Raw genomic sequence first — 20,970 nt, 5'->3', positions numbered from 1 at the left:
GGGTCATCCGGCGGGTCATGGCTGTCCTCAGATGGCGGTGACGCCGCCGTCGGCGACGAGGATGTGCCCGGTCACGTAGGCCGAGGCCGGGGCGGCGAGGAAGAGCGCCGTGCGGGCGATCTCTTCGGGGCGTCCGAAGCGGCCCAGCGGCACGGCCTCGAGCAGCTTCTTCGCGCGCTCGGGGTCCGAGCGGGCGGTGGCGGTCATGGGGGTCTCGATGGGCCCCGGCGCGACCGCGTTGCAGCGCGCGCCGAAGGCCGAGAACTCGATCGCGAGCGTGCGGGTGAGCCCGTTCACGCCGCCCTTGGTGGCGGCGTAGCCGGTGGCGCGGCGGTGACCGACGAGGCCGATCTGGCTGGAGAAGAGCACCAGCGAGCCGCCGCCCGCCGCGCGGAAATGCGGCGCCACGGCGCGGCCGGCGTGGAACGGGCCGGTGAGGTTGAGCGCGACGATGCGCGCCCAGTCCTCGTCGGAGGTTTCCTCGACCCCGCGGTGATCGAAGATGCCCGCGGTCAGGATCACCGCGCCGAGTCCGCCCAGCGCCGCGGCGGCGCCGTCGACGGCCGCCGTGACCTGCGCCGCGTCGGTGACGTCGCAGACGAAGGCATGGGGGACCGGCGCCGTCTCGCCGGGGAGATGCGAGACGGCCACGCTTGCGCCCGCGGCGAGGGCCAGCTCGGTGCAGGATTGCCCGATCCCGGCCGCGCCGCCCATCACGAGCAGGCGCAGACCGCCCAGGTCGACGAGAGCGCCCATCAGGCCGACTTGCGGGCGATGATGAGCGTCCAGGGGAAGCGCCAGGAGGTCATCGAGGGATCGAGCGCGCCGTCGAATTCCTCGAAGGGCACGATCTCGACATCGTCGAAGCCGGCGTCCTTGTGGGCCTGCAGCACGTCCATCTTGTTGAGCGGCACCATGAAGGGCTCGTTGTTGCGGGCCGAGTGGCCGTAGTGGACGTATTCCTTGAAGGGATCGTCGCGCACGAGGAAGTCGAGGTGGATCGACACGCCGCCCGGCTTGAGCAGGCGGTGGCTTTCCTTGAAGACCCCCTTGATGTGCGAGGGCGGCATCTCGTGCAGCATCATGGTCGAGGTGACGATGTCCGAGGTGCCCTCCTCGAGGCCGGTGTCCATCGCGTCGGCCTGCTTGAAGAGCACGTTCTGGGCCTGCGCCTCGGCGGCGCGCTGCGCGGCGAGGCGCAGGCAGGGGGCCGACAGCTCGATGCCGACGACGTCGATCTCGGGGCTCTCGGCGTAGAACGGCAGGGTCGAGGCGCCGAAGCCGCAGCCCAGGTCGACCACGCGGCGAACGTCCGGACCCGCGCGCTCCATCGCCTGCATCTTGACGCGGTCCCAGAGGCTCGCGTGCTTCTTTATCATCGGCGCGGTGGACTGCGCGCCGCGCTCGTAGACGTAGCCCGCGATCTCGTCCGACCAGACGCCGCCCGGGTGCTGGTGGATGTCGATGTTGGTGTAATACTCGGGCTGCTCGAAGGCCGGGTCGATGTCGAGCAGGCGCTCGGGCACCTCGGCGTTCAGGCCCGCCGCGATCTCCTCGCGATAATGCGAATAGTGCACCGCGAGGCCGCGCTGGCCGGAATACTTCATGCGCTGGAGGTGGCGTTCGTACCAGCCGAAGAACTGCGCGGTGGTGTCGTCGGCCATCATCTCGGCGACATCGGCGCCGGTCTGCGGCGCGCCGCCCTGGGCCGCGTAGCGCTTGCGCAGCTCGGGGAAGATCTGGCGGGTCCAGTAGAGTTTGCAGTCGAGAACGAAGGCCTGGTAGGCGTCGAAAGGCCGGTTCCGGGGGATATCGTCGAACATCGTCGTCTCCGTGAGGGACGGTCGGGGCCCGAGGGCCCCCACCGGGGTCATTCCTTGTTGAACTGGTCCACGCCGTCCTCGGGCGCGCCGAGCGAGGCCTCGATGCCGAGCGTGCAGAACATCAGCTCGTCGCTGAAGGACTGGCGCGCGGCGGCGAGGGTCTCGGCCTGCTCGGGCGTCGGCTCGAACGCGTCGAGCGCCTGCGGCGTGACCGGCTTGCCCTCGGCCATGAGCATTTCCATGGTGGCGAGCCGGTCGCGGGTGACGTTCAGCTCGGCCGCCATGGTCATGATCATGGCCAGGAGACGGTCGATGGCCGGGTCCTTGAAGAAGGTCTGCTCGGGTTTCATCGGCAGACCGGTGGGGTGTTGCATCATGCCCATGGCGGGGCCTCCTTGTCAGTCAGGTCGCGGGATCAGGACGCCTCGACAGCGTTGATCGTCTCCCAGGCGCCCTCGTCGAAGGTCTCGTTGGCGAGGCGCTCGTTCACGGGGCCCATCTGCTCGACGAGGCCGGAGGCATCGAGGTCGATCAGCGCGTCGTCGCCGTTGGCCTCGGCCCAGGCGGCGAAGTCCTTGTCCTTCTGCGCGACGCCGACCTCGTAGTAGTCGGTGACCTCGAGCTCGTCGAAGGTGGTCTGCATGATCTCCTGCTGCTCGGGCGTCATCGAGTTCCAGGCGGCGTTGGAGATCACCTCCTTGTCGAGGGCGAGGCCGAAGTCGGGGACGACGACGTGCTTGCAGACCTCGTAGAACTTGAACTGCACCGCGGGGTTGAGGGCGGTCAGGACGCCGTCGACGATGCCCGACTGCAGCGAGAGGTAGACCTCGTTGAAGGGGATGGGCGTCGGGATCGCGCCGAAGAAGTCGAGCGCCTCGATGCAGCCCTTGATCTGCGGCGCGCGGATCTTGCGGCCCTTGAGGTCCTCGAGGCTCTCGATCGGATCCTTGAGCATCAGGTTGTAGGAGCCGAGCCGGCCCACGCCGAGCAGCTTGGAATCGTAGCGCTCGGAGAGCGCCTTGCTGGCCATGTCGCCGATCTCGGTCGACATGACGGCCTTGGCGTGCTGGGCGTCGCGGAAGAAGTAGGGCGAATAGAGGATGTCGAATTCCGGCGTGCCGGTGTAGGCGCCGTTGTAGATGTCGAGGCTGCCGAGGGCCATGGACTCGATCAGGTCCTTTTCGCCGCCGAGGGTGCCGGCGAAGATCTCGAAGCTGATCTCGCCGTCGGTCTTTTCGGCCAGCGCCTCGGAGAGCGCCGCGTTGAAGGTGTTCGAGACGGTCTGCGGGCCGCCCGCGTTGCCGTAGCGGAAGACCGTGGCGGCACGTGCCCGCATCGGCAGGCTGCCCATGGCGGCCATCGCGGCGGCGCCGCCCATCAGTCCACGACGAGAGATGTTGAAGGTCATTGGTCCAAGCTCCTGTTGGTACGGGTTGAGTGGCCGGTTGACCCGGCGTCTGGTTGCCCCCTCATCGCATCAGAAGAGAGGGAAGAAGGACGGTGATCCACGGCACGTAGGTCAGCAGGATGAGTGCCGCCCAGAGCACCGCGTAGAACGGCAGACCGCCGCGGAAGACGTCGAGCATGCCGAGCCCCGAGATCCGCGCCATGACGAAGAGGTTGAGCCCGATGGGGGGCGTGATCATCCCCAGCACGAGGTTGAAGACCATGACGAGGCCGAAGTGCACCGGGTCGACGCCGAGGCCCGTCATCAGCGGGAAGAAGATCGGCGAGAGGATCAGCATCAGCGGCATGGCGTCGAGGAAGGTGCCCAGGATCAGCAGCATCACGTTGATGATGAGGAACAGCACGTAGGGGTTGTTCGAGATCGAGAGCAGCAGCTCCTGCACCAGCCGGCCGAGGCCCGCGAGCACGGCGATCTGGCCGAAGATCTGGCTGAAGGCCACGGTCATCATGATGACGGCGGTGGTCATGGCGGCGGCAATGAGCCCGTCCATGAGGTCGCGCAGGGTCATGTCGCGGTAGACGAGGAAGCCGATCACCAGCGTGTAGGCGACGACGATGGCGGCGGCCTCGGTCGGGGTGGCGATGCCGGCGACCTTGGTGACGATGATGATGACCGGCGCGCCGAGCGGCAGGATGCCCGCGCGGATCGCCTTCTTGCGCTCCTCCCAGCTGGCCTTGGGCTCGAGCGGGATGCCGTTGCGGCGGGCGATGAAGCCGCTCATCCCGATGAGGCCGAAGTACATCAGCAGCCCCGGCAGGATGCCCGCGATGAAGAGCTCGCCCACCGAGAGGTTGGCGATGGAGGCCAGCAGGATGAAGAGGATCGAGGGCGGGATGATCGGCCCCATCGCGGCGGCGGCCGAGATCACGCCGGCGGCGTAGCGCGGCGCGTAGCCGCGCTTGCGCATCTCGGGCACGAGGATCGAGCCGGTGGCGGCGGCGTCGGCCACGGCCGAGCCCGAGATCCCCGCCATGAAGAGGTTCGAGGTGATGCCGACGTTCGCCAGGCCCCCGGGGCGGTGGGCGACCAGGGAGGCGGCGAAGTCGATCAGGCGGCGGGTGACGCCGGCCTTGGTCATCAGCTCGCCCGCGAGGACGTACATGGGGATCGCCAGCATGGCGTAGCTGTCGACGCCCGAGGTGATGGTCTTGGTGAAGAGCACCGGGTTCACCGGGCGGGCATCGAACTGGCTGGCGGTGATGAAGGCGAGCGCCGCGGTGCCGACGGCGAAGGCGATGTCCATGCCCAGCATGACAAGGACGAAGAGCAGGAGGATGCAGATCGCGAGGAGCATTCAGTCGTCCGCCCGGTTCGGTGAGGGACCGATGGCAACGGGCTCGTCGACCTCGCCCCGGAAGAGCCGCCGGAGGCGGACTGCCTCGTTGATGAGCAGCAGGCTGGCGCCGATCGGCAGGGCCCAGAACTTCCAGCCCTCCGAGAGGCCGGTCGCGTAGGAGACCGAGCGCGAGGTCAGCTTGATGATCGGCACGGAGTACCAGAGCACGCCCAGCAGCATCGCCACCACCGTGAGGTGCATCGCGATCTCGATCACCCGGCGCGGCCCGCGAGGGACGAGGTCGATGAGCGCGGTCATGCGGATGTTGAGACCGCCGAAGTAGGCAAAGCCCGCCCCGAGGAAAATCATCCACACGAACAGCAGCTTGGGCAGCTCCTCTCCCCACATGGGCGGCGCGGTGAAGAGGTAGCGCATGACCACGGAGTAGAGGACCAGCCCCGTGAAGACGAGCAGCAGCAGGCCGCACAGGACCGCCCCCGCCCGGCAGAAGACACCAAAGACACCCGGCACGTTCATCTCGACACAACCCCCTGTTGCTGGGCGCAAGACCTCTTGCCGGGTCTTTGCGCAGTTCCTGACCCATGCGCGCCGAGGCGTCCCATCAGTCAGCTAAATTGTATCTCTTGTCGTTGACTTAATGTCTTATAAATGGAACAGGTTGTCTACGATTTTTTTGGACGAACCCCCGCGTCGCCGCTGCTTTCGCGGAAAATTTGGGCGGCCCGGACGAACCCATGGAGGAGTCTCCGGATGGAGCGATACGACATCGTCATCGTGGGCGCGGGAACGGCCGGGATGCCCTGCGCGATCGAGGCCGTCGCGACCGGCGCGCGCGTGCTGGTCGTGGAGGCCGAGCCGCAGGTCGGCGGCACGCTGCACGTCAGTCTCGGGCAGATGTCCGGCGCCGGATCGGAGCTGCAGCGCGCGCATGGAATCGCGGACAGCGCCGAGGCGCACCTGGCCGACATCGAGCGCATCAACCGGGGCACCGGGCGGCGCGAGATCCTCGAGGTGACGCTGCCCCGGCAGGGCGCGACCATCGACTGGCTGATGGAGAACGGCTTTGACATGGACCCCGCCTGCCCCGCCATCCTGCACCTGCACGAGGCCTACCGCGAGGCGCGCACCTACTGGGGCGTCGAGGGCGGCGTCTCGGTGCTGAAGGTCACGCGGCCGCTGTTCGAGGCCGCGATGACGCGGCCCAATGCCGAGCTGCGGCTCTCGACCCGCGCGACGGGGCTGAGGATCGAGGACGGCCGGGTGCGCGGTCTGACGCTCGAGGGGCCCGAGGGCGCAAGCGAGGTGCGCACCGGCGCCGTGGTGCTCGCGACCGGGGGCTATGGCGGGAACGCCAAGCTGTTCGCGCGGATGACCGGCGGGCGCGCGCTTTATACCGCCGCGATGCCGGGCTCGGACGGCTCGGGCATCGAGATGGCCGAGGCGGCGGGCGCCGGGCTGCGCGGGCAGGACCTGTTCCTGCCGACCTATGCCGGGATCCCGCACGAGGCCGGGGGCAACCGCATCGTCTGGCGGCAGATGCCCAGCCTGACGCCGCAGGTCCGCCAGCCCTGGGAGCTGCATCTGGCCACCGACGGGGCGCGCTTCGTGCGCGAGGACGACCCCTCGGTAGACAACCGCGAGCATGCGCTGAACGGGCTTTCGGACATGGCCTTCTGGTGCGTCTTCGACGACGCGGTGCTGGCCGAGGCCCCGCCCCTGCTGCCCGGCTGGACCGAGGAGGAACTGAGCGAGGCCTGGGCGCGGCGCGACGATTTCGTCAGCGCCCCCGACATCGCCACGCTGGCCGCGCGGACCGGCATGGACCCCTCGATCCTCGGGCAGTCGCTGTGCACCTACAACCGCGCGGTGGCCGACGGCGGGCCGGACCGGATGGGCCGCACCCACCTGCCCCGCGCGATCCGGGGGCCGGGCCTGCGCGCGATCCGCATGCGGGGCATGGTGCTCAAGACGCCCGCCGGGATCGACGTGGACGAGACGCTGACCGTGCGCCGCGCCGACGGAACGCCGATCGAGGGGCTGCATGCCGTGGGCGAGGCCATCGGCGGCTCGACCCTCTCGGGGCGCGGCTTCATCTCGGGGATGAGCGTGACGCCGGCGCTGACGCTGGGGCGCTGGCTGGGCCAGCGGCTGGGAGTGGCCGCGATGGAGACGACCGCAGAATGACCGTGACCCGAATCCGCCGCGGCTTTGCCGAGACCGGCGACCGCCAGATCCATTACCGCACCGCCGGGCCCGAGGCGGACGTTCCGCTGGTGGCGATCCACCAGTCGCCGGGCTCGTCCAAGCAGCTCGAGGGGCTGATGGGCGAGCTGGCGGCACGCGGCCGCCGGGTGATCGCGCCCGACACGCCGGGCAACGGCGATTCCGAGGCGCTGGACCTGCCGGAACCGGGCATCCCGGACCTGGCCGAGGCCGCCTTTGCCGCCATCGACACCCTCGCCCCCGGGACCTTCGACCTTTACGGCAGCCATACCGGCGCCTCCATCGCCATGGAGATCGCCATCGCCCACCCGGAGCGGGTTCGGCGGATCGTGATCGACGGCATGGGCCTTTATTCCGGGGGTCTGCAGTCGGAGGTGCTGGACCGCTACGCGCGCGAGATCGCGCCCGATGCCGAGGCCACGCACCTGATGAAGGTCTGGCATTTCTGCCGCGACCAGCACCTGTTCTGGCCCTACTACAACCGGACCGCCGCGGGCCGCCTGCCCGACGGGCTGCCCGACGACGACTACATGCACGACTTCACCGTCGAGGTGCTGAAGGCGCTGCGGACCTATCACCTGTCCTACCGGGCGGCCTTTCGCCATCCCAAGCGCGAGCGGCTGCCGCTGCTGAGCCAGCCCGCGCTGGTGGTCTGCTCGAGCTCGGACATGCTGTGGGAGTACTTCGACGAGGTCGCCGCGCTGGTGCCCGGCGCGCGCAAGGCCGAGCTGACAGCCTGGAGCGATCCCGAGCACCACGCGCACATGGCCGGCGTGATCGACGACTTCCTGGGAGAGACGGCATGAGCGCGCTCGAGCATTGTCCGCTGGTCATCTTCATCGCCTACACGGTGCCGCCGGACGCCGAGCCGCGCGGCTATTCACAATGGCTGCGCGATGTCGACATGCCCTTCTTCAACGCCATTCCCGGCACCGGGCATTATGCCAACTGGCGCATCGGCGAGATGCTGGAGGGCGGTGCGCCGGCCTGGGACTACTTCGACTTCCAGGGGCTGGATTCGGAGGAGGACCTCGAGCGGGTCTGGTTCAACCCGGACCTCGACGGATTCCGCAGGAACTGGCTGAAGCTCTGGGGCTACGGGCGCGGCGAGGCGCCGCCGGTGCTGCGCCACGCCTACCTCATGCGGCGGGTCGGCACGGTCTCTCCGGGGCGCGACACACGGCTGACGCTCTCGGCCGGAACGGGCGCCCTGCCCGAGGGCGCGGGCGACGTGCGCTGGCAGGTCGAGGGCGTGCTGCACAAGCATTTCGGCGGCGCCTCGGACAAGGCCTGGCTGACGCCGACCTCGGAGGGCAATCCGCTGGGGCTCGACTGGATGAGCGCGGGCTACGGCGATGCCGCGCCGGCGGCGGAAGCGACGCTGGCCTGCCGCGCCGAGCTGATCGCCGCGCCCGACCGGCTGCCCTAGTCCATCCGCAAGCCGCCGTTCACCGGGATGACCGCCCCGGTGACGAAGCCGCCATCCTCGCCCAGCAGCCACGAGACGGCGCCCGCGATCTCCTCGGGGCGGCCCATGCGTTTGAGCGGGGTGGTGGCGGACATGGCGGCCTTCTTCTCGGGCGGATGGGCGGCGAGCATGGGCGTTTCCACCGCGCCGGGCGCCACGCTGTTCACGGTGATCGCGCGGGGGGCCAGCTCCTGCGCCATGCTCTTGGTCAGCGCCTCGACGCCGCCCTTGGAGGCGGCGTAGGCGGTGCCGGTGATGACGCAGCGTCACGATGCGCCCGCCGTCGCAGAGCATGTCGCGCGCGGCGAGGCAGCACAGGAAGGTGCCGGTGAGGTTGATGGTCAGCACGCGGCTCCACTGCGCGAGGTCGAGGTCGGCGAGCTTGCCGTTGTCGACGACGCCCGCCGCGGTGACGAGCCCGTAGACCCCGGGCGCGGCCTCGCGGGCGCGGTCGAAGGCGGCGGTGACCGAGCCGGCGTCGGTCACGTCGAGGGCGATCGGCAGGCCGCCGGTCTGCTCGGCGACGGCGGTCACGGCCGCCTCGTCGCGGTCCATCAGGACGAGCGGCGCGAAGCCGTCGGCGGCGGCCCGCCGCGCGATGGCGGCCCCGATACCCCCCGCCGCGCCCGTCACGATCAGCGCCTTGGTCATGGTCCTACTCCTCGAAATTTCCGCCGGACGGCGACATTCCCGATTGATTGATCTGATCTTCTGTATCCATACTGTCATCAAAATCTGTATTATCAAGAGGACAGAAATATGCGTGACACGGAAAGCGACGTCCTTGTCGTCGGTGCCGGCGCGGCGGGCGCCGCTGCGGCCTGGCGGCTCGCGCGGCACGGCTTCCGCGTCACCGTGCTGGAGCGGGGCCGCTGGGTCGACCCCGCCGACAGCCCCGCGTCCTCGCCCGACTGGGAGGTGATCCGGCAGACCGGATGGAACCCCAATCCCAACATCCGCAAGGGGCCCGACGACGAGCCCGTCGACGACGCGGAGAGCGAGATCAAGCCGCTCTACTTCAACGGGGTCGGCGGCAGCACGGTGATGTGGTCCTGCCATTTCCCGCGCTTCCACCCCTCGGATTTCTGCACGCGGAGCCTTGACGGCGTGGGCGACGACTGGCCGGTGAGCTACGCCGAGCTGGCGCCCTACTACCACGAGAACGAGGCCATCATGGGTGTGGCCGGGGTGCCCGGGCACCCGGCCTACCCGCCGCATGACGCGCCGCGGCTGCCGCCGGTGGGGCTCTCGCCCGGGGCGCGGCGGGTGGCGGAGGCCTTCAACCGCAAGGGCTGGTCGTGGTGGAGCGGCGAGATCGCGATCAACACCGGGCCGGCCGGGCCGAACGCCGGGCGCTGCAACGGCTGCGGCCCCTGCGAGCTGCACTGCCCGCGCCGCGCCAAGTCGGCGACCGACCTCAACTACCTGCCCGCCGCGATCGCGTTGGGGGCGAAGGTCATTACCGGCGCGCGGGTGACCGAGGTGCTGACCGGCGCCGGCGGCGCCGCCTGCGGCGTGGCCTGGCTGGACGACGAGGGCCTGCGTCACAGGCACATGGCGCCGGTGGTGGTGCTGGCCGCGAACGGGATCCAGACGCCGCGCCTGCTGCTGGCCTCGGGCGATGGCGCGGGGCTGGCCAACCGCAGCGGGCTGGTGGGGCGGCGCCTGATGCTGCACCCGATGGCGCGGGTGACGGGGATCTTCGACGAGGTGGTCGAGGGGCATCGCGGCATTGCCGCGGGCCCGGTCGTGAGCCACCATTTCTACGAGACCGACGAGGCGCGCCCCTTCAAGCGCGGCTTCAAGCTGCAGGTCATGGGCACGGTCGGCCCGGCGCTGACCGCGAACGGCGCGCTGGGGCGGCGCATGCCCTGGGGCGGCGCACATCACGCTGCGTTCGCGCGGCAGTTCGGGCATGCCGTGAGCCTCTCGGTGTGCTCGGACGACATGCCGGACGAGGCCAACCGGATCGTGCTGTCGGACCGGATCGCGGGATCGGACGGGCTGCCGGCGGCAAAGATGGTCTACCGAGTGCCCGAGGCGGCGAAGGCAGCGCTGGCGCACGGCCGCGCCCGGGCGCGCGAGGTGCTGGAGGAGGCGGGCGCGCGGGACTTCATCGAGATGGAGAGCATCCCGCAGGCGGGTTTTCACCTCATGGGGACGGCGCGGATGGGCGAGGACCCCGAGACCTCGGTGCTGGACCGCTGGAGCGAGGCGCATGACGTGGCCGGGCTCTTTGTCGCGGACGGCTCGGCCTTCGTGACGGCGGCGGCGGTCAACCCGACGAACACGCTGCAGGCGCTGGCGCTGCGACTCGCGGACCGGATCGCGGAGACGCGGCGCAGCCGGGCGGCCTGAGGGCCGCGCGCCCGGAGACCGTAAATCAGTCAAATTTCAGATAATTTCATGCTTGACCGCTCGGGATTACCCAAAAACCAATTTTGGTATTTATTTAATACAAGTCTCTTGTAAGCTTCGACTCGTAACGCAGGGAGACTCACCATGACCGAGCCGCGCCGCATCCCCGAGACGGACCCTGACGCGCGTCGCTGGACGCGCGACACGCTCGAGACCGGCGCGCTGCGGTATACCCTGCCCCCGGAGGCGCTGGCGCAGATCGACGCCGCGCTGGCGTTGGCGCGCGAGAACGGGCTGACCATCGATACCGTCGAGCAGGAGGATTTCCGTATTCCCGCCCTCGCCCGCGACGTGCCCGAGCTGCGCCGCCGGCTGGACGCGGGCGCGGGCTTCGTGGTGGTGAGCGGCATTCCCGAGGGCGCCTACGACGAGACCGAGAGCGAGATCGTCGCCTGGGCGATCTGCAACTACATGGGCGCGATCATCCGGCAGGGGATCGGACAGGACCGGCGCTTTTTCACGGTGTCGGACAAGGGGATGCCCAACGGCGATCCCACCCGCATCGGCGCGAGCCCGAAGCGCTCGCCGAAGCATTCCGACAACGGCTGCCTCGAGCCGCGCGCGCCGGACTACCTTGCGCTGTACTGCGTGCGCTCGGCGGCCGAGGGCGGCGAGAGCACGCTGATCTCGGCGCGGACGATCCACGACACAGTCGCCGCCGAGCGGCCCGACCTGCTGCCGCTGCTCTTCGAGACCTACCATTTCCGCGCCCCGCAGGCGCATGTCTGGCCGAGCGAGGGGCCGACGAAGCGGATGCCGGTGCTGGAGGTGAAGGGCGGCGAGCTGCTGCTGCTGAACAACCTCGTGCTGCTGCACGGCCGCGAGGCCTTCGCCGCCGGATCGGGCGGGCGCACCCTGAAACGTTTCTGGATGTGGCGGCGCCACATCGGGCCGGGCACGGACCCGGTCGCTCTCGACATGGAGGAATTCGCATGAGCCGCACCCTGACCGCGCGCATCGCGTCGCTGGACGGCACCGTCACCGAGGCGGAGCTGCCGCTGGCGCGGATGTACAATCTGGGCTCCGCCACGCGCGACCCGGACACCGCCGTCGCGCACCAGCAGGAGGTGGCGAAGTCGGGCATTCACATCGCCTTCGACGTGCCGGCGCCGCGGATCTATCCGATCTCGCTCGACGCGATCACGACCGAGGACGAGCTCTTCGTGCAGAGCGACATGACCTCGGGCGAGGTCGAGATCGTGCTCTACATGGGCGACGAGCTTTACGTGGGCGTGGGCTCGGACCACACCGACCGCGCGCTCGAGACGGTCTCGATCCCCGGCTCCAAGCAGGCCTGCGCCAACCACCTCGTGCCCGAGTTCTGGCCCTATGCCGAGATCCAGAACAGCTGGGACGACTGCATGCTGCGGTCCTGGGTCGACGGGCGGCTCTACCAGGAGGTGGGGGTCAAGGCCTTCATCCGCCCGGAGGACATCATCTCGCTGCTGCGCGAGCGGGTGCCCGGCCTGCCCGAGCGCGACTTCCTCGTGTTCTGCGGGACCATCGTGAGCGTCGACAAGGCGCTCGGCTACGGCAGCAAGTGGGCCTACGAGATGGAGGCGCCGGGCAGCGGGCGGCGCCTGTCCGCGAGCTACGACGTCGTGGACATCCTGTCGGAGGTCCATGCCGATTTCCGAGTGCCCTTCTTCAACCCGCAACGCGGGAACGCCGCGTAACTTCATAAAAAAGATAACGATTTTTCCACCAGGGAGACCAGACATGACCCGGACTTCACGTCTCAGAAAGACCCTTCTCGCCAGCGCCGCCGCCTGTTCGCTCGCGGCACCGGCGCTTGCCGAGACCATGATCCTCGCCTCGCCGCAGGCGCCGGAAGGTTTCGACGGCGACGCCCTGCGCGCGCAGACGCAGAACGTCGTGACGCAGGTCTACGAGAACCTCGTGCGCTATCCCAAGATCGAGGTCGACGGCGAGCTGACGCTCGACGCCACCAAGGTCGAGCCGCACCTCGCCGAGAGCTGGACCACCTCGGAGGACGGCAAGACCTGGGTGTTCAAGTTGCGCGAGGGCGTGATGAGCCCCTACGGCAACGAGCTGACCGCCGACGACGTGGAATGGGGCTGGAACAAGAGCTTCGAGCAGAAACGGACCGGCAACTTCATCGCCCGCGTGTCGAACGTGGAGTCGGTCGAGGCGATCTCGGAATACGAGGTGCAGTTCAACCTCTCGGCGCCCTCGTCGATCTTTCTCAACGCGCTGACGCTCTACGTGCCGGGCGTCTACGACACCACCGAGGTCAAGAAGCACGTCACCGACGAGGACCCCTGGGCGCTGGAGTGGATGCAGGACAACACGGCAGGCTTCGGGGCCTATCACCTCGAGCGGCTGGTGCCGGACGACCAGGCGATCTTCGTGGCGAACCCGAACTACTTCAAGGAGACACCCTACTTCGACCGGGTGATCTACAAGGAGGTGCCCTCCGAGGCCTCGCGCGTGACGCTGCTGAAGGCGGGCCAGGTGCACTGGATCGACCGTCCCTCGATCCAGAAGGTCGTGGACATGCAGGCCGACGACGCGGTCAAGGTCGAGCGCGCCACCAGCCGCTCGGTCGCGGCGGTGCGGATGAACCCGACCTGCGAGCCCTTCGACGACGTGAAGATCCGGCAGGCCTTCAACTACGCCATCGACCGCGACGCGCTGAACGAGGCGGTCTTTGCCGGGCAGGCCGACCTGGCCGGGTCGATCGTCTCGCCGATCATCGAGGGGTCGCACCAGGAATACTGGACCTACGACTACGACCCCGAGCAGGCGCAGGCGCTTCTCGAGGAAGCGGGCTACGACGACTCCGAGACCATCGAGGTGCTCTACTCGGACGTCTTCTGGCACCAGGAGCCGGTCGCGATCCAGGTGGCCGACATGCTGCAGCAGGTGGGCGTGAACGCCGCGGCCAAGCGCATCACCGCCTCGGAGATGCGCGCCAAGACCGCGCCGGGCGAGCAGAGCCTGTGCTTCTTCACCTGGGAAGACGGGCCGATCGTGCTGGACCCGGTCTACTCGATGTACCTGATGTCGCACTCCGAGGGCGTGTCGAACCGCGCCAAGTTCCGCAACGAGGAGCTGGATGCCGACATCGACGCCGCGCGCGAGGAGCTGGACACCGAGACGCGCATGGGCCTGATGGACGACGCGCAGAAGATCTGGGCCGAGAACGCGCCCTGGGTGCTGCTGACCTACCCCGCGACCTTCGAGGCCATGGCGCCGAACATCAGCGGCTGGGTCTACTACCCGGACGAGCATGAACGCTGGGCGGACCTCACCGCCGAGTGACCCCTCCCCGACTGCCGCGCCCCGGCCCTGCGGCCGCGGGCGCGGCCCTTTCTTCCGACTGACCGACTGACAGGATTCCCCGGCCTTGCGCACGTTCCGATTTCTGCTCCGCCGCGCCCTCATGGTGATCCCGCTGCTGGTGGGGGTGGTCTTCATCACCTTCATGCTGGTGCGCGTGGGCGGGCTCGACCCGGTCGGCCAGCTGGCCGGCCCCACCGCCACCGAGGCCGAATTCGCGGCCATCCGCGAGGAACTGGGGCTGGACCAGTCGCTGTTCCGGCAATTCCTGATCTACGCCGGCAACGTGCTGCAGGGCGACTTCGGGGAGAGCTGGCTGTCGAACCGCCCCGTGCTGGACGACATCCTCGGCCGCGCCGTCATCTCGCTGGAGCTGCTGTTCTGGGGCGTGGGCCTTGGCACGCTGGTGGGCATCCCGGTCGGGCTGCGCGCCGCCTTCCGGCCGAACGGGCGCTTCGACCAGGTGAGCCGCGTGCTGTCGCTGCTGGGCTTCTCGATCCCGACCTACTGGCTGGGGCTCGTGACGATCTTCGTCTTCTTCTACCTGCTGGGCTGGGCCCCGCCGGCGATGGGCCGGATCAGCCTGCTGGTCTCGCCGCCGCCGACGATCACCGGCTCCTACCTGATCGACGGGCTGCTGCAGGCCAACTGGGAGGCCGCGCGCTCGGCCTTCGCGCAGATGGTGCTGCCGGTGCTCTGCATGGCGGTCATCGCCGCCGCGCCGATCATCAAGCAGACGCGGGCCATCGCGCTCGACGTGCTGAGTTCGGATCCGATCCGCTATGCCCGCGCCACCGGCCTGCCGGAACGCGTCGTGCGCCGCATGGTTCTGCGCAACTCCGGCGTGCCGATCCTGACCTACGTGGGCACCGAGATCACCGGCCTCGTGGGGACGATGTCGCTCATCGAGTACGTCTTCGCCTGGGGCGGGCTGGGGCAATACGGGCTCAACGCCATCTCGCGCGGGGATTTCACCGCGGTGCAGGGCTACGTGCTCGCGCTCGCGCTGTTCTCGGTCATCGTCTTCCTGGTGATCGACATCCTCGTCTACCTCATGGAACCCCGTTCGGACCTGACATGATGACCGCCGACGCCACCGACCCCCGCCACGAGACCCAGACCGCCGCCGAGGCGCCCCCGCGCCTGCGCGACCGGGTCGTGGGCCTTGCGCGGCTGAGCCCCACGGGCGCGGCGGGGCTTGCCCTCATCGTGCTCTTCGCCCTGCTGGCGCTGTTCTCGGGCGTGCTGATGCCGCACGATCCCGTCGCCTCCTACACCGACCGCATCCTCCAGCCGCCTTCGGCCGAGCACTGGTTCGGCACCGACGGCAACGGCATGGACGTCTTCAGCCGCGTGATCTACGGCGCGCGCTTCGGTTTCGGCATCGCCATTCCGGCGGTGCTGCTCTCGGTCGTCATCGGCGTGCCGGTGGGGCTGATCGCGGGCTATCGCGGCGGCTATCTCGACGAGGTGCTGATGCGCTTCTTCGACGGGCTGCGGGTCTTTCCGTCGATCATCCTGGCGCTCGCCGTGGTGGCCGCGACGGGGCAGTCGCTGTTCAACGTGATCCTCGTGCTGGGGCTGCTGGACAGCCCGGTCTTTGCCCGCGTGGTGCGCGCCGAGGTGCTGTCGCTGCGGGCCTCGGTCTTCGTCGAGGGCGCGGTGGCGGCGGGCAACCCGACCTGGCGCATCCTCTTCGTGCACATCCTGCCCAACGCCATCCAGGGCGCGCTCGCGCAGGTCGCGGTGCGCGCGGCCTGGGCGGTGCGGATCTCGGCCACGCTGGCCTTCCTCGGCGTGGGCATCCAGGCCCCCACCCCGGAATGGGGCGCGATGATCCGTCAGGGCGCCGAGTTCATGGTCACCGGCCAGTGGTGGGTGGGCGTCTTCCCCGGCACCGCGCTGATCCTGATGGTCTTCGGGCTGAACCTGCTCGGCGACGGGCTGCAGGACGTCATGGACCCGCGCAGGAGGGCTGCGAAATGAGCTTGCTGAGTGTCGAGGGGCTGCGCACCCATTTCATCTCGCGCGATATCGACAACCGGGTGCGCGTGGCGCATGCGCTGAACGACGTCTCCTTCTCGATCGACCGGGGCCGCATCCTGGGCATCGTGGGCGAGACCGGCGCGGGCAAGTCGCTGACCGCGCAGTCGGTGACCGGCCTGCTGCGGCCCCCGGCCCGGGTCGTCGGCGGCAAGGCCGTCTTCGACGGGCGCGAGCTGACCGCGATGAGCGACGACGAGCTCAACACGGTGCGCGGCGCGGAGATCGCCATGGTCGTGCAGAACCCGCGCACCTCGCTCGATCCGCTGACGCGGGTGGGCGACCAGCTGGTGCGGACGCACCAGGTGCATAGCGGCGGACCTGTCGCGACGTCGCGGCAGCGGGCGCTGGAGATGATGGAGGCGGTGGGCATCCCCGACCCCAGGAGCCGGGCGCGCGCCTGGCCGCACGAGCTGTCGGGCGGCATGGCCCAGCGCATCCTGATCGCCATGGCGCTGATGAACGCGCCCAAGCTGCTGATCGCGGACGAGCCGACGACGGGCCTCGACGTGACGGTGCAGGCGCAGATCCTCGACCTGCTGCGCGACCTCGTGGCGCGGCTGGACATGGCGACGCTGCTGATCACCCACGACCTGGGCGTGGTGGCGCATTTCTGCGACGAGATCGCGGTGATGTTCGCCGGGGCCATCGTCGAGCGCGGCCCGGTGCGCGAGGTCTTCCGCAACCCGGCGCATCCCTACACCGCGGGGCTCATCGCCGCGACGCCGGAGCGGCTGCGCTCGGGGGAGCGGTCGGTGCAGTTCGGGGGCCCGCCGCCGGATCTCTACAACCTGCCCAAGGGCTGCCACTACCGGCCGCGCTGCCCCTTTGCGGGCGCCGCATGCCATGCCGCCCCGCCCGAACTGGAGACCACGCCGGGGCACAGGGCGCTGTGCCATTTCGCCGGCGCCTTCGACCGCGCGCAGGAGCCTGCCGAATGAGCCAGCCCGTTCTTTCCGTCACCGGCCTGACCAAGGCCTTTCCGCTCGGCGGCGGCCGCGCGGTGCGCGCCGTCAACGGCGTCGACCTCGACATCCGGCCCGGCGAGGTCATGGGCATGGTCGGCGAAAGCGGCTCGGGCAAGTCGACCTTCGGGCGCGCGGTGCTGCGCCTGACCGACCCGACCGAGGGCCGCGTCTATTTCCAGGGCAAGGACATCACCCGGATCCCCGCCAAGCAGATCCGGCCGATGCGGCGCGACATGACCATGGTGTTCCAGGACCCCTGGAGCGCGCTCAACCCGCGCATGACGGTGCGCGCGCTGATCGCCGAGCCGCTGAAGCTGCACATGGACCTGTCGCGCGCCGAGCGCGAGGCGCGGGTCGAGGCGCTGGCGCAGCGGGTGCAGCTGAACCCGGCCGCCCTGGGCCGCACGCCCTCGGGGCTGTCGGGCGGGCAGCTGCAGCGCGTCTGCATCGCCGCCGGGCCATCGCGACGAACCCCAAGCTCATCGTGCTGGACGAGCCGACCTCGTCGCTGGACCTGTCGGTGCGGGCGGGCATCCTCGAGCTGCTGGAAGAGATCCGCGCCGAGACCGGGGCGGCGATGCTCTTCATCAGCCACGACCTTGGCACGGTGCGGCTCATCAGCCAGCGGGTCGCGGTGCTCTACCTGGGCCAGGTGGTCGAGGAAGGACCCGCGGACCGGCTCTTCGAGGCGCCGGAGCATCCCTACACGCAGGCGCTGCTGTCGGCGCACATGCCGGCGGACCCCGGCCATGTCGTGCGGCGCCACGTGCTCGAGGGCGAGGTGCCCTCGCCCATCGACCTGCCGCCGGGCTGCCCGTTCCAGACGCGCTGCCCGCTGGTCAGGCCCGAGTGCCGCACCGGCACGATCGTTCCCGACCGGCTGGCCGAGGACCACCGCGTGCGCTGCATCCGCGTGACGACGGGCGACAACAGGCTCCCGCTGAAAGAAACCGCATGACATCCGACTACCCGCTGCTTGGCAGCCCGCTGAAACTGGGTCCGCGCACCGCGCGCAACCGGATCTGGATGACCGCCCACGCGACCCTGCTGGTGAAGGACCACCTCTTCACCCAGGAGCACATCGCCTACTACACCGCCCGCGCCAGAGGCGGCGCGGCGGTCATCACCATGGAGGCCATGGCGGCCCACCCGACGACGCAGCCCTACAAGGGCAAGGCCTTTGCCTTCGATCCGCGCATGGTGCCCGAGTACCAGAAGCTGGCGGACGCGGTGCACGAGCACGGCACCCTGCTGCTCTCGCAGCCCTGGCACCGGGGGCGGCAGACCAACGGCGTGACCAACGGCCTGCCGGTCTGGGCGCCCTCCTCCATCCCCTGCGGCGTCTACCGCGAGATGCCGCATGTCATGACCGGCAAGGACATCGCCGAGATCATCGAGGGCTATCGCCTGTCCGCGAAATATTCGCGCGAGGGCGGGCTCGACGGGGTCGAGGTGCACGGCATGTCGCACGGCTACCTGCTGAACCAGTTCCTGTCGCCCGCGACCAACACCCGGAGCGACGCCTATGGCGGAACGCTCGAGGACCGGATGCGGATCGTGGTCGAGATCCTGGATGCCTGCCGCTCGGAGCTGGGGCCGGACATGATCATGGGCATGCGGATCAACTCGGACGACGGGCACGAGGGCGGGCTGCGCCCCGACGACTGGGCCGAGCTGGCCGCGCGGTTCGAGGCGACGGGGCTGATCGACTACCTGTCGATGAGTCACGGCACCTACATCGACCGGATGAAGATCTACCCGACCTCGCCCGAGGAGCACGGCTTCCAGCTGGATGCGACCGAGACGGTGCGCAAGGCCGTCAGCCTGCCCGTGGTGGGCGTGGGCCGCATCGTCGATCCGGACGAGGCCGAGGGCTACCTGCGGGACGGCAAGCTCGACTTCGTGGGGATGGCGCGGCAGCTGATTTCGGATGCCGACTGGGGCGAGAAGGCCCTCAGCGGAAGGCGCAAGCAGATCCGCCCCTGCGTGGGGGCCAACTGGTGCATGTCCACGATATTCGCCCATGCCGCCATCGGCTGCATCCACAACCCCTCGGCCGGGCGCGAGCTGGAGCTGAACGAGACCGACATCGGCGAGACCCCGGCGCGCAAGCGCGTGGCCGTGGTGGGCGGCGGGCCCGCCGGGCTGCGCGCGGCCTGGACGCTGGCGCGGCGCGGCCACGCGGTGACGCTCTTCGAGGCGCGCGAGCGTCTCGGCGGGCAGGTGCGCTGGTGGGCCAAGGCTGACAGCCGCCGCGAGCTGGTGGGGATCGTCGACTTCCTCGAGGCACGCCTGCGCGAGACCGATGCCGAGATCCGGCTGGGCACAAGGGCCGAGGCCGACACGCTGAAGGACTTCGACGCGGCGGTGATCGCCGCCGGGTCCACCGGCCTCGCGCATGGCTGGACGATGCTGCGCCCCGAGAAGTGGAGCGGCCCCGCCCTGCCCGGCGCGGAGCTGCCCCATGTCATGCCCTATGGGCGGATGCTGGAGACCGACCCCGACATTCCCGCGCGGGCCCTCGTCTTCGACACGATGGGCGGGCGCCAGGGCGCGGTGACGGCGGAATACCTCGCCCGAAGGGGCGCCGTCGTGGAGTTCGTCACGCAGCTTGGCCAGCCCTCGCCCGATCTCGCCTCGTCGCGGGACTGGGGCAAGGTGCACGGGATGCTGCGCCGGCTCGGCGTGCGCTTTCACGTGGACCGCGAGCTGACGGAGATCACCCCCGACAGCGTCACCCTGCGCGACCTCTACACCGGCGAGACCGAGACCCTGCAAGGCATCGGCATGGTGGTCATGGTGCAGGGCGGCACGGCCAACGATGCGCTCTTTCACGCGCTCGACGGAAAGATGGAGCTTCACCTCGTGGGCGACGCCATGGCGCCGCGCCGGGTGAACGACGCAATCAAGGAAGGCGAGCTTGCCGCTCGCCAGATATAACGAAAGGACCCCGACAATGACCCCCGAAGGCAAGGCCGAACTCGACAAGATCCGCGACGTCCGTGGCTACACCCTGCCGGTGCACGAATACCTCGCCGAGCTGAACCCGGAATTCCTCAAGCGCTACGGCAACCTCGCCTCCTACACGATCTTCGGCGAGGAAGAGGGCCGCGCGCTGGACCTCAAGACGCGCTTCCTCGTGCTGGTGGGCGTGACCACCGCGATCAAGGGCGACCGCGAGGGCGTGGAATGGGCCTCAAAACGCGCGATCCAGAACGGCGCGACCTGGAAGGAGGTCTACGAGGCCGCCTTCATGGCCGCCCTGCCCGCCGGCATCCCCGCCTTCGAGGCGACCTGCCGGGCCTTTAACGAGATGAAGAAGGGCGAGGGCTGGGTCGACCAGGAGGTGCCCGAGGAAGCCGCGAACACATGACCGGGACGGCCGATATCGTGGTGGTGGGCGCGGGCGCGGCGGGTCTCGCCTTTGCCTTCGCCGCCGCCGCGCCCGGCCTGCGGGTGGTGGTGCTGGAGGCGGGCGGCCCCGTCGACCAGCGCCGCGCGCCCAACCAGCGCACCGAGTGGGAGCTGGCGCTGCAGACCAGCTTCAACAACAATCCCAACGTCCGGCAGGCGCCCGCGGACTATCCCGTGGACGACAGCGAGAGCGACATCGCCCCCGCGATCTTCAGCGCGGTGGGCGGCAGCACCATCCGCTGGGGCGCGCATTTCCCGCGCTTCCGGCCCTCGGACTTCCGGCGGGGGACGATGGAGGGCGTCGGGGACGACTGGCCGCTGAGCTACGACGACCTCGTGCCCTTCTACGATCTCAACGACGCGATGATGGGCGTCTCGGGGCTGGCGGGCGACCCGGGCAACCCGCCGCGCGCGCCGCGCCCGGCGCCGCCGCTACCGCTCTGCGACGGGACGACGCGGCTTGCACAGGCCTTCGACCGGCTGGGCTGGCACTGGTGGCCCTCGGACGCCGCGATCCTGTCGCGGGGGCGCGAGGACCGCGCGGC

The 20,970-nt window shown here is 69.7% G+C and carries 21 protein-coding genes and 2 pseudogenes; 15 read left to right on the top strand and 8 right to left on the bottom strand.

The window, feature by feature from the left end:
• Nucleotides 1-27: 27 nt before the first annotated feature.
• The 6 genes from SALMUC_RS04985 to SALMUC_RS04960 form a co-directional block, all read right to left on the bottom strand.
• On the bottom strand, nucleotides 28-756 hold the full coding sequence (locus SALMUC_RS04985) for an SDR family NAD(P)-dependent oxidoreductase (RefSeq protein WP_020040857.1): 729 nt from the start codon (nucleotides 754-756) through the stop codon (nucleotides 28-30).
• The gene (locus SALMUC_RS04980; RefSeq protein ID WP_020040856.1) at nucleotides 756-1,823 is read right to left on the bottom strand and encodes a class I SAM-dependent methyltransferase; all 1,068 of its coding nucleotides are present in this window, start codon (nucleotides 1,821-1,823) and stop codon (nucleotides 756-758) included. The genes SALMUC_RS04985 and SALMUC_RS04980 overlap by 1 nt, the downstream gene beginning before the upstream one ends.
• Before the next feature lie 47 nt (nucleotides 1,824-1,870).
• On the bottom strand, nucleotides 1,871-2,206 hold the full coding sequence (locus SALMUC_RS04975; protein WP_020040855.1) for a hypothetical protein: 336 nt from the start codon (nucleotides 2,204-2,206) through the stop codon (nucleotides 1,871-1,873).
• A gap of 32 nt (nucleotides 2,207-2,238) precedes the next feature.
• The gene (locus SALMUC_RS04970) at nucleotides 2,239-3,231 is read right to left on the bottom strand and encodes a TRAP transporter substrate-binding protein (RefSeq protein WP_020040854.1); all 993 of its coding nucleotides are present in this window, start codon (nucleotides 3,229-3,231) and stop codon (nucleotides 2,239-2,241) included.
• A 61-nt stretch (nucleotides 3,232-3,292) separates the two neighbouring features.
• Nucleotides 3,293-4,585 carry a TRAP transporter large permease gene (locus SALMUC_RS04965; RefSeq protein WP_020040853.1) on the bottom strand — a complete coding sequence of 431 codons (1,293 nt, stop codon included), beginning with the start codon at nucleotides 4,583-4,585 and terminating at the stop codon, nucleotides 3,293-3,295.
• Nucleotides 4,586-5,104, bottom strand: coding sequence for a TRAP transporter small permease (locus SALMUC_RS04960; RefSeq protein ID WP_020040852.1), 519 nt, complete (start codon nucleotides 5,102-5,104; stop codon nucleotides 4,586-4,588). It lies immediately after the preceding gene.
• A gap of 234 nt (nucleotides 5,105-5,338) precedes the next feature.
• Between SALMUC_RS04960 and SALMUC_RS04955 the strand changes: the two genes are divergently transcribed.
• Genes SALMUC_RS04955 through SALMUC_RS04945 form a run of 3 tightly spaced genes read left to right on the top strand, consistent with a single transcriptional unit; the run spans nucleotide 5,339 to nucleotide 8,240 of the window.
• A complete protein-coding gene (locus SALMUC_RS04955; RefSeq protein ID WP_020040851.1) occupies nucleotides 5,339-6,772 on the top strand; it encodes an FAD-dependent oxidoreductase in 1,434 nt (477 codons plus the stop codon).
• Nucleotides 6,769-7,617 carry an alpha/beta fold hydrolase gene (locus tag SALMUC_RS04950; RefSeq protein WP_020040850.1) on the top strand — a complete coding sequence of 283 codons (849 nt, stop codon included), beginning with the start codon at nucleotides 6,769-6,771 and terminating at the stop codon, nucleotides 7,615-7,617. The genes SALMUC_RS04955 and SALMUC_RS04950 overlap by 4 nt, the downstream gene beginning before the upstream one ends.
• Nucleotides 7,614-8,240: a hypothetical protein gene (locus SALMUC_RS04945; RefSeq protein WP_020040849.1), complete on the top strand. Its 627-nt coding sequence runs from the start codon at nucleotides 7,614-7,616 to the stop codon at nucleotides 8,238-8,240. The genes SALMUC_RS04950 and SALMUC_RS04945 overlap by 4 nt, the downstream gene beginning before the upstream one ends.
• Here the strand turns inward: SALMUC_RS04945 and SALMUC_RS31505 are convergent.
• Entirely contained in the window at nucleotides 8,237-8,536 is a 300-nt protein-coding gene (locus tag SALMUC_RS31505) for an SDR family oxidoreductase (protein ID WP_084513890.1), read from the bottom strand. The genes SALMUC_RS04945 and SALMUC_RS31505 overlap by 4 nt on opposite strands.
• Before the next feature lie 61 nt (nucleotides 8,537-8,597).
• A pseudogene (locus SALMUC_RS31770) lies at nucleotides 8,598-8,930 on the bottom strand (SDR family NAD(P)-dependent oxidoreductase); the annotation flags it as partial.
• 108 nt (nucleotides 8,931-9,038) lie between these two features.
• On the opposite strand from SALMUC_RS31770, the gene SALMUC_RS04935 reads away from it, so the two are divergent.
• The 12 genes and pseudogenes from SALMUC_RS04935 to SALMUC_RS04885 all read left to right on the top strand — a co-directional run.
• Nucleotides 9,039-10,637, top strand: a complete 1,599-nt coding sequence (locus tag SALMUC_RS04935) for a GMC family oxidoreductase (RefSeq protein ID WP_020040846.1) — start codon at nucleotides 9,039-9,041, stop codon at nucleotides 10,635-10,637.
• A 144-nt stretch (nucleotides 10,638-10,781) separates the two neighbouring features.
• Nucleotides 10,782-11,633 (top strand): TauD/TfdA family dioxygenase, encoded by an 852-nt coding sequence (locus tag SALMUC_RS04930; RefSeq protein WP_020040845.1) that lies wholly within the window; start codon nucleotides 10,782-10,784, stop codon nucleotides 11,631-11,633.
• Nucleotides 11,630-12,373 (top strand): DUF2848 family protein, encoded by a 744-nt coding sequence (locus SALMUC_RS28005; protein WP_020040844.1) that lies wholly within the window; start codon nucleotides 11,630-11,632, stop codon nucleotides 12,371-12,373. The genes SALMUC_RS04930 and SALMUC_RS28005 overlap by 4 nt, the downstream gene beginning before the upstream one ends.
• 43 nt (nucleotides 12,374-12,416) lie before the next feature.
• Complete coding sequence (locus SALMUC_RS04920) at nucleotides 12,417-13,982, top strand: ABC transporter substrate-binding protein (protein ID WP_020040843.1); 1,566 nt, start codon at nucleotides 12,417-12,419, stop codon at nucleotides 13,980-13,982.
• Nucleotides 13,983-14,067: 85 nt separating this feature from the next.
• Entirely contained in the window at nucleotides 14,068-15,081 is a 1,014-nt protein-coding gene (locus SALMUC_RS04915) for an ABC transporter permease (protein WP_020040842.1), read from the top strand.
• Nucleotides 15,078-15,986, top strand: a complete 909-nt coding sequence (locus SALMUC_RS04910) for an ABC transporter permease (protein WP_020040841.1) — start codon at nucleotides 15,078-15,080, stop codon at nucleotides 15,984-15,986. The genes SALMUC_RS04915 and SALMUC_RS04910 overlap by 4 nt, the downstream gene beginning before the upstream one ends.
• On the top strand, nucleotides 15,983-16,984 hold the full coding sequence (locus tag SALMUC_RS04905) for an ABC transporter ATP-binding protein (RefSeq protein ID WP_020040840.1): 1,002 nt from the start codon (nucleotides 15,983-15,985) through the stop codon (nucleotides 16,982-16,984). Before SALMUC_RS04910 ends, SALMUC_RS04905 begins: the two co-directional genes overlap by 4 nt.
• Nucleotides 16,885-17,406 (top strand): annotated as a pseudogene (locus SALMUC_RS31765) (ATP-binding cassette domain-containing protein); the annotation flags it as partial. The gene SALMUC_RS04905 and the pseudogene SALMUC_RS31765, both read left to right, overlap by 100 nt.
• 89 nt (nucleotides 17,407-17,495) lie before the next feature.
• Entirely contained in the window at nucleotides 17,496-17,969 is a 474-nt protein-coding gene (locus tag SALMUC_RS30280; RefSeq protein WP_021119848.1) for an oligopeptide/dipeptide ABC transporter ATP-binding protein, read from the top strand.
• Complete coding sequence (locus tag SALMUC_RS04895; RefSeq protein WP_020040838.1) at nucleotides 17,966-19,951, top strand: FAD-dependent oxidoreductase; 1,986 nt, start codon at nucleotides 17,966-17,968, stop codon at nucleotides 19,949-19,951. Before SALMUC_RS30280 ends, SALMUC_RS04895 begins: the two co-directional genes overlap by 4 nt.
• A gap of 16 nt (nucleotides 19,952-19,967) precedes the next feature.
• Entirely contained in the window at nucleotides 19,968-20,384 is a 417-nt protein-coding gene (locus SALMUC_RS04890; RefSeq protein WP_020040837.1) for a carboxymuconolactone decarboxylase family protein, read from the top strand.
• The coding region (locus SALMUC_RS04885) for an NAD(P)-binding protein (protein ID WP_156883384.1) at nucleotides 20,381-20,970 on the top strand (590 nt) is incomplete at its 3' end. The genes SALMUC_RS04890 and SALMUC_RS04885, both read left to right, overlap by 4 nt.

Origin of the sequence: Salipiger mucosus DSM 16094 (assembly GCF_000442255.1) — a bacterium.
GTDB lineage: Bacteria > Pseudomonadota > Alphaproteobacteria > Rhodobacterales > Rhodobacteraceae > Salipiger > Salipiger mucosus.
This window is presented reverse-complemented; position numbering and strand designations above follow the sequence as displayed.

Excerpts from the sequence above, each read along its gene's own strand:
- SALMUC_RS04985 (WP_020040857.1), bottom strand. The coding sequence starts at position 756 with ATGGGCGCTCTCGTCGACCTGGGCGGTCTGCGCCTGCTCGTGATGGGC.
- SALMUC_RS04980 (WP_020040856.1), bottom strand. The coding sequence starts at position 1,823 with ATGTTCGACGATATCCCCCGGAACCGGCCTTTCGACGCCTACCAGGCC.
- SALMUC_RS04975 (WP_020040855.1), bottom strand. The coding sequence starts at position 2,206 with ATGGGCATGATGCAACACCCCACCGGTCTGCCGATGAAACCCGAGCAG.
- SALMUC_RS04970 (WP_020040854.1), bottom strand. The coding sequence starts at position 3,231 with ATGACCTTCAACATCTCTCGTCGTGGACTGATGGGCGGCGCCGCCGCG.
- SALMUC_RS04965 (WP_020040853.1), bottom strand. The coding sequence starts at position 4,585 with ATGCTCCTCGCGATCTGCATCCTCCTGCTCTTCGTCCTTGTCATGCTG.
- SALMUC_RS04960 (WP_020040852.1), bottom strand. The coding sequence starts at position 5,104 with ATGAACGTGCCGGGTGTCTTTGGTGTCTTCTGCCGGGCGGGGGCGGTC.
- SALMUC_RS04955 (WP_020040851.1), top strand. The coding sequence starts at position 5,339 with ATGGAGCGATACGACATCGTCATCGTGGGCGCGGGAACGGCCGGGATG.
- SALMUC_RS04950 (WP_020040850.1), top strand. The coding sequence starts at position 6,769 with ATGACCGTGACCCGAATCCGCCGCGGCTTTGCCGAGACCGGCGACCGC.
- SALMUC_RS04945 (WP_020040849.1), top strand. The coding sequence starts at position 7,614 with ATGAGCGCGCTCGAGCATTGTCCGCTGGTCATCTTCATCGCCTACACG.
- SALMUC_RS04935 (WP_020040846.1), top strand. The coding sequence starts at position 9,039 with ATGCGTGACACGGAAAGCGACGTCCTTGTCGTCGGTGCCGGCGCGGCG.
- SALMUC_RS04930 (WP_020040845.1), top strand. The coding sequence starts at position 10,782 with ATGACCGAGCCGCGCCGCATCCCCGAGACGGACCCTGACGCGCGTCGC.
- SALMUC_RS28005 (WP_020040844.1), top strand. The coding sequence starts at position 11,630 with ATGAGCCGCACCCTGACCGCGCGCATCGCGTCGCTGGACGGCACCGTC.
- SALMUC_RS04920 (WP_020040843.1), top strand. The coding sequence starts at position 12,417 with ATGACCCGGACTTCACGTCTCAGAAAGACCCTTCTCGCCAGCGCCGCC.
- SALMUC_RS04910 (WP_020040841.1), top strand. The coding sequence starts at position 15,078 with ATGATGACCGCCGACGCCACCGACCCCCGCCACGAGACCCAGACCGCC.
- SALMUC_RS04905 (WP_020040840.1), top strand. The coding sequence starts at position 15,983 with ATGAGCTTGCTGAGTGTCGAGGGGCTGCGCACCCATTTCATCTCGCGC.
- SALMUC_RS04895 (WP_020040838.1), top strand. The coding sequence starts at position 17,966 with ATGACATCCGACTACCCGCTGCTTGGCAGCCCGCTGAAACTGGGTCCG.
- SALMUC_RS04890 (WP_020040837.1), top strand. The coding sequence starts at position 19,968 with ATGACCCCCGAAGGCAAGGCCGAACTCGACAAGATCCGCGACGTCCGT.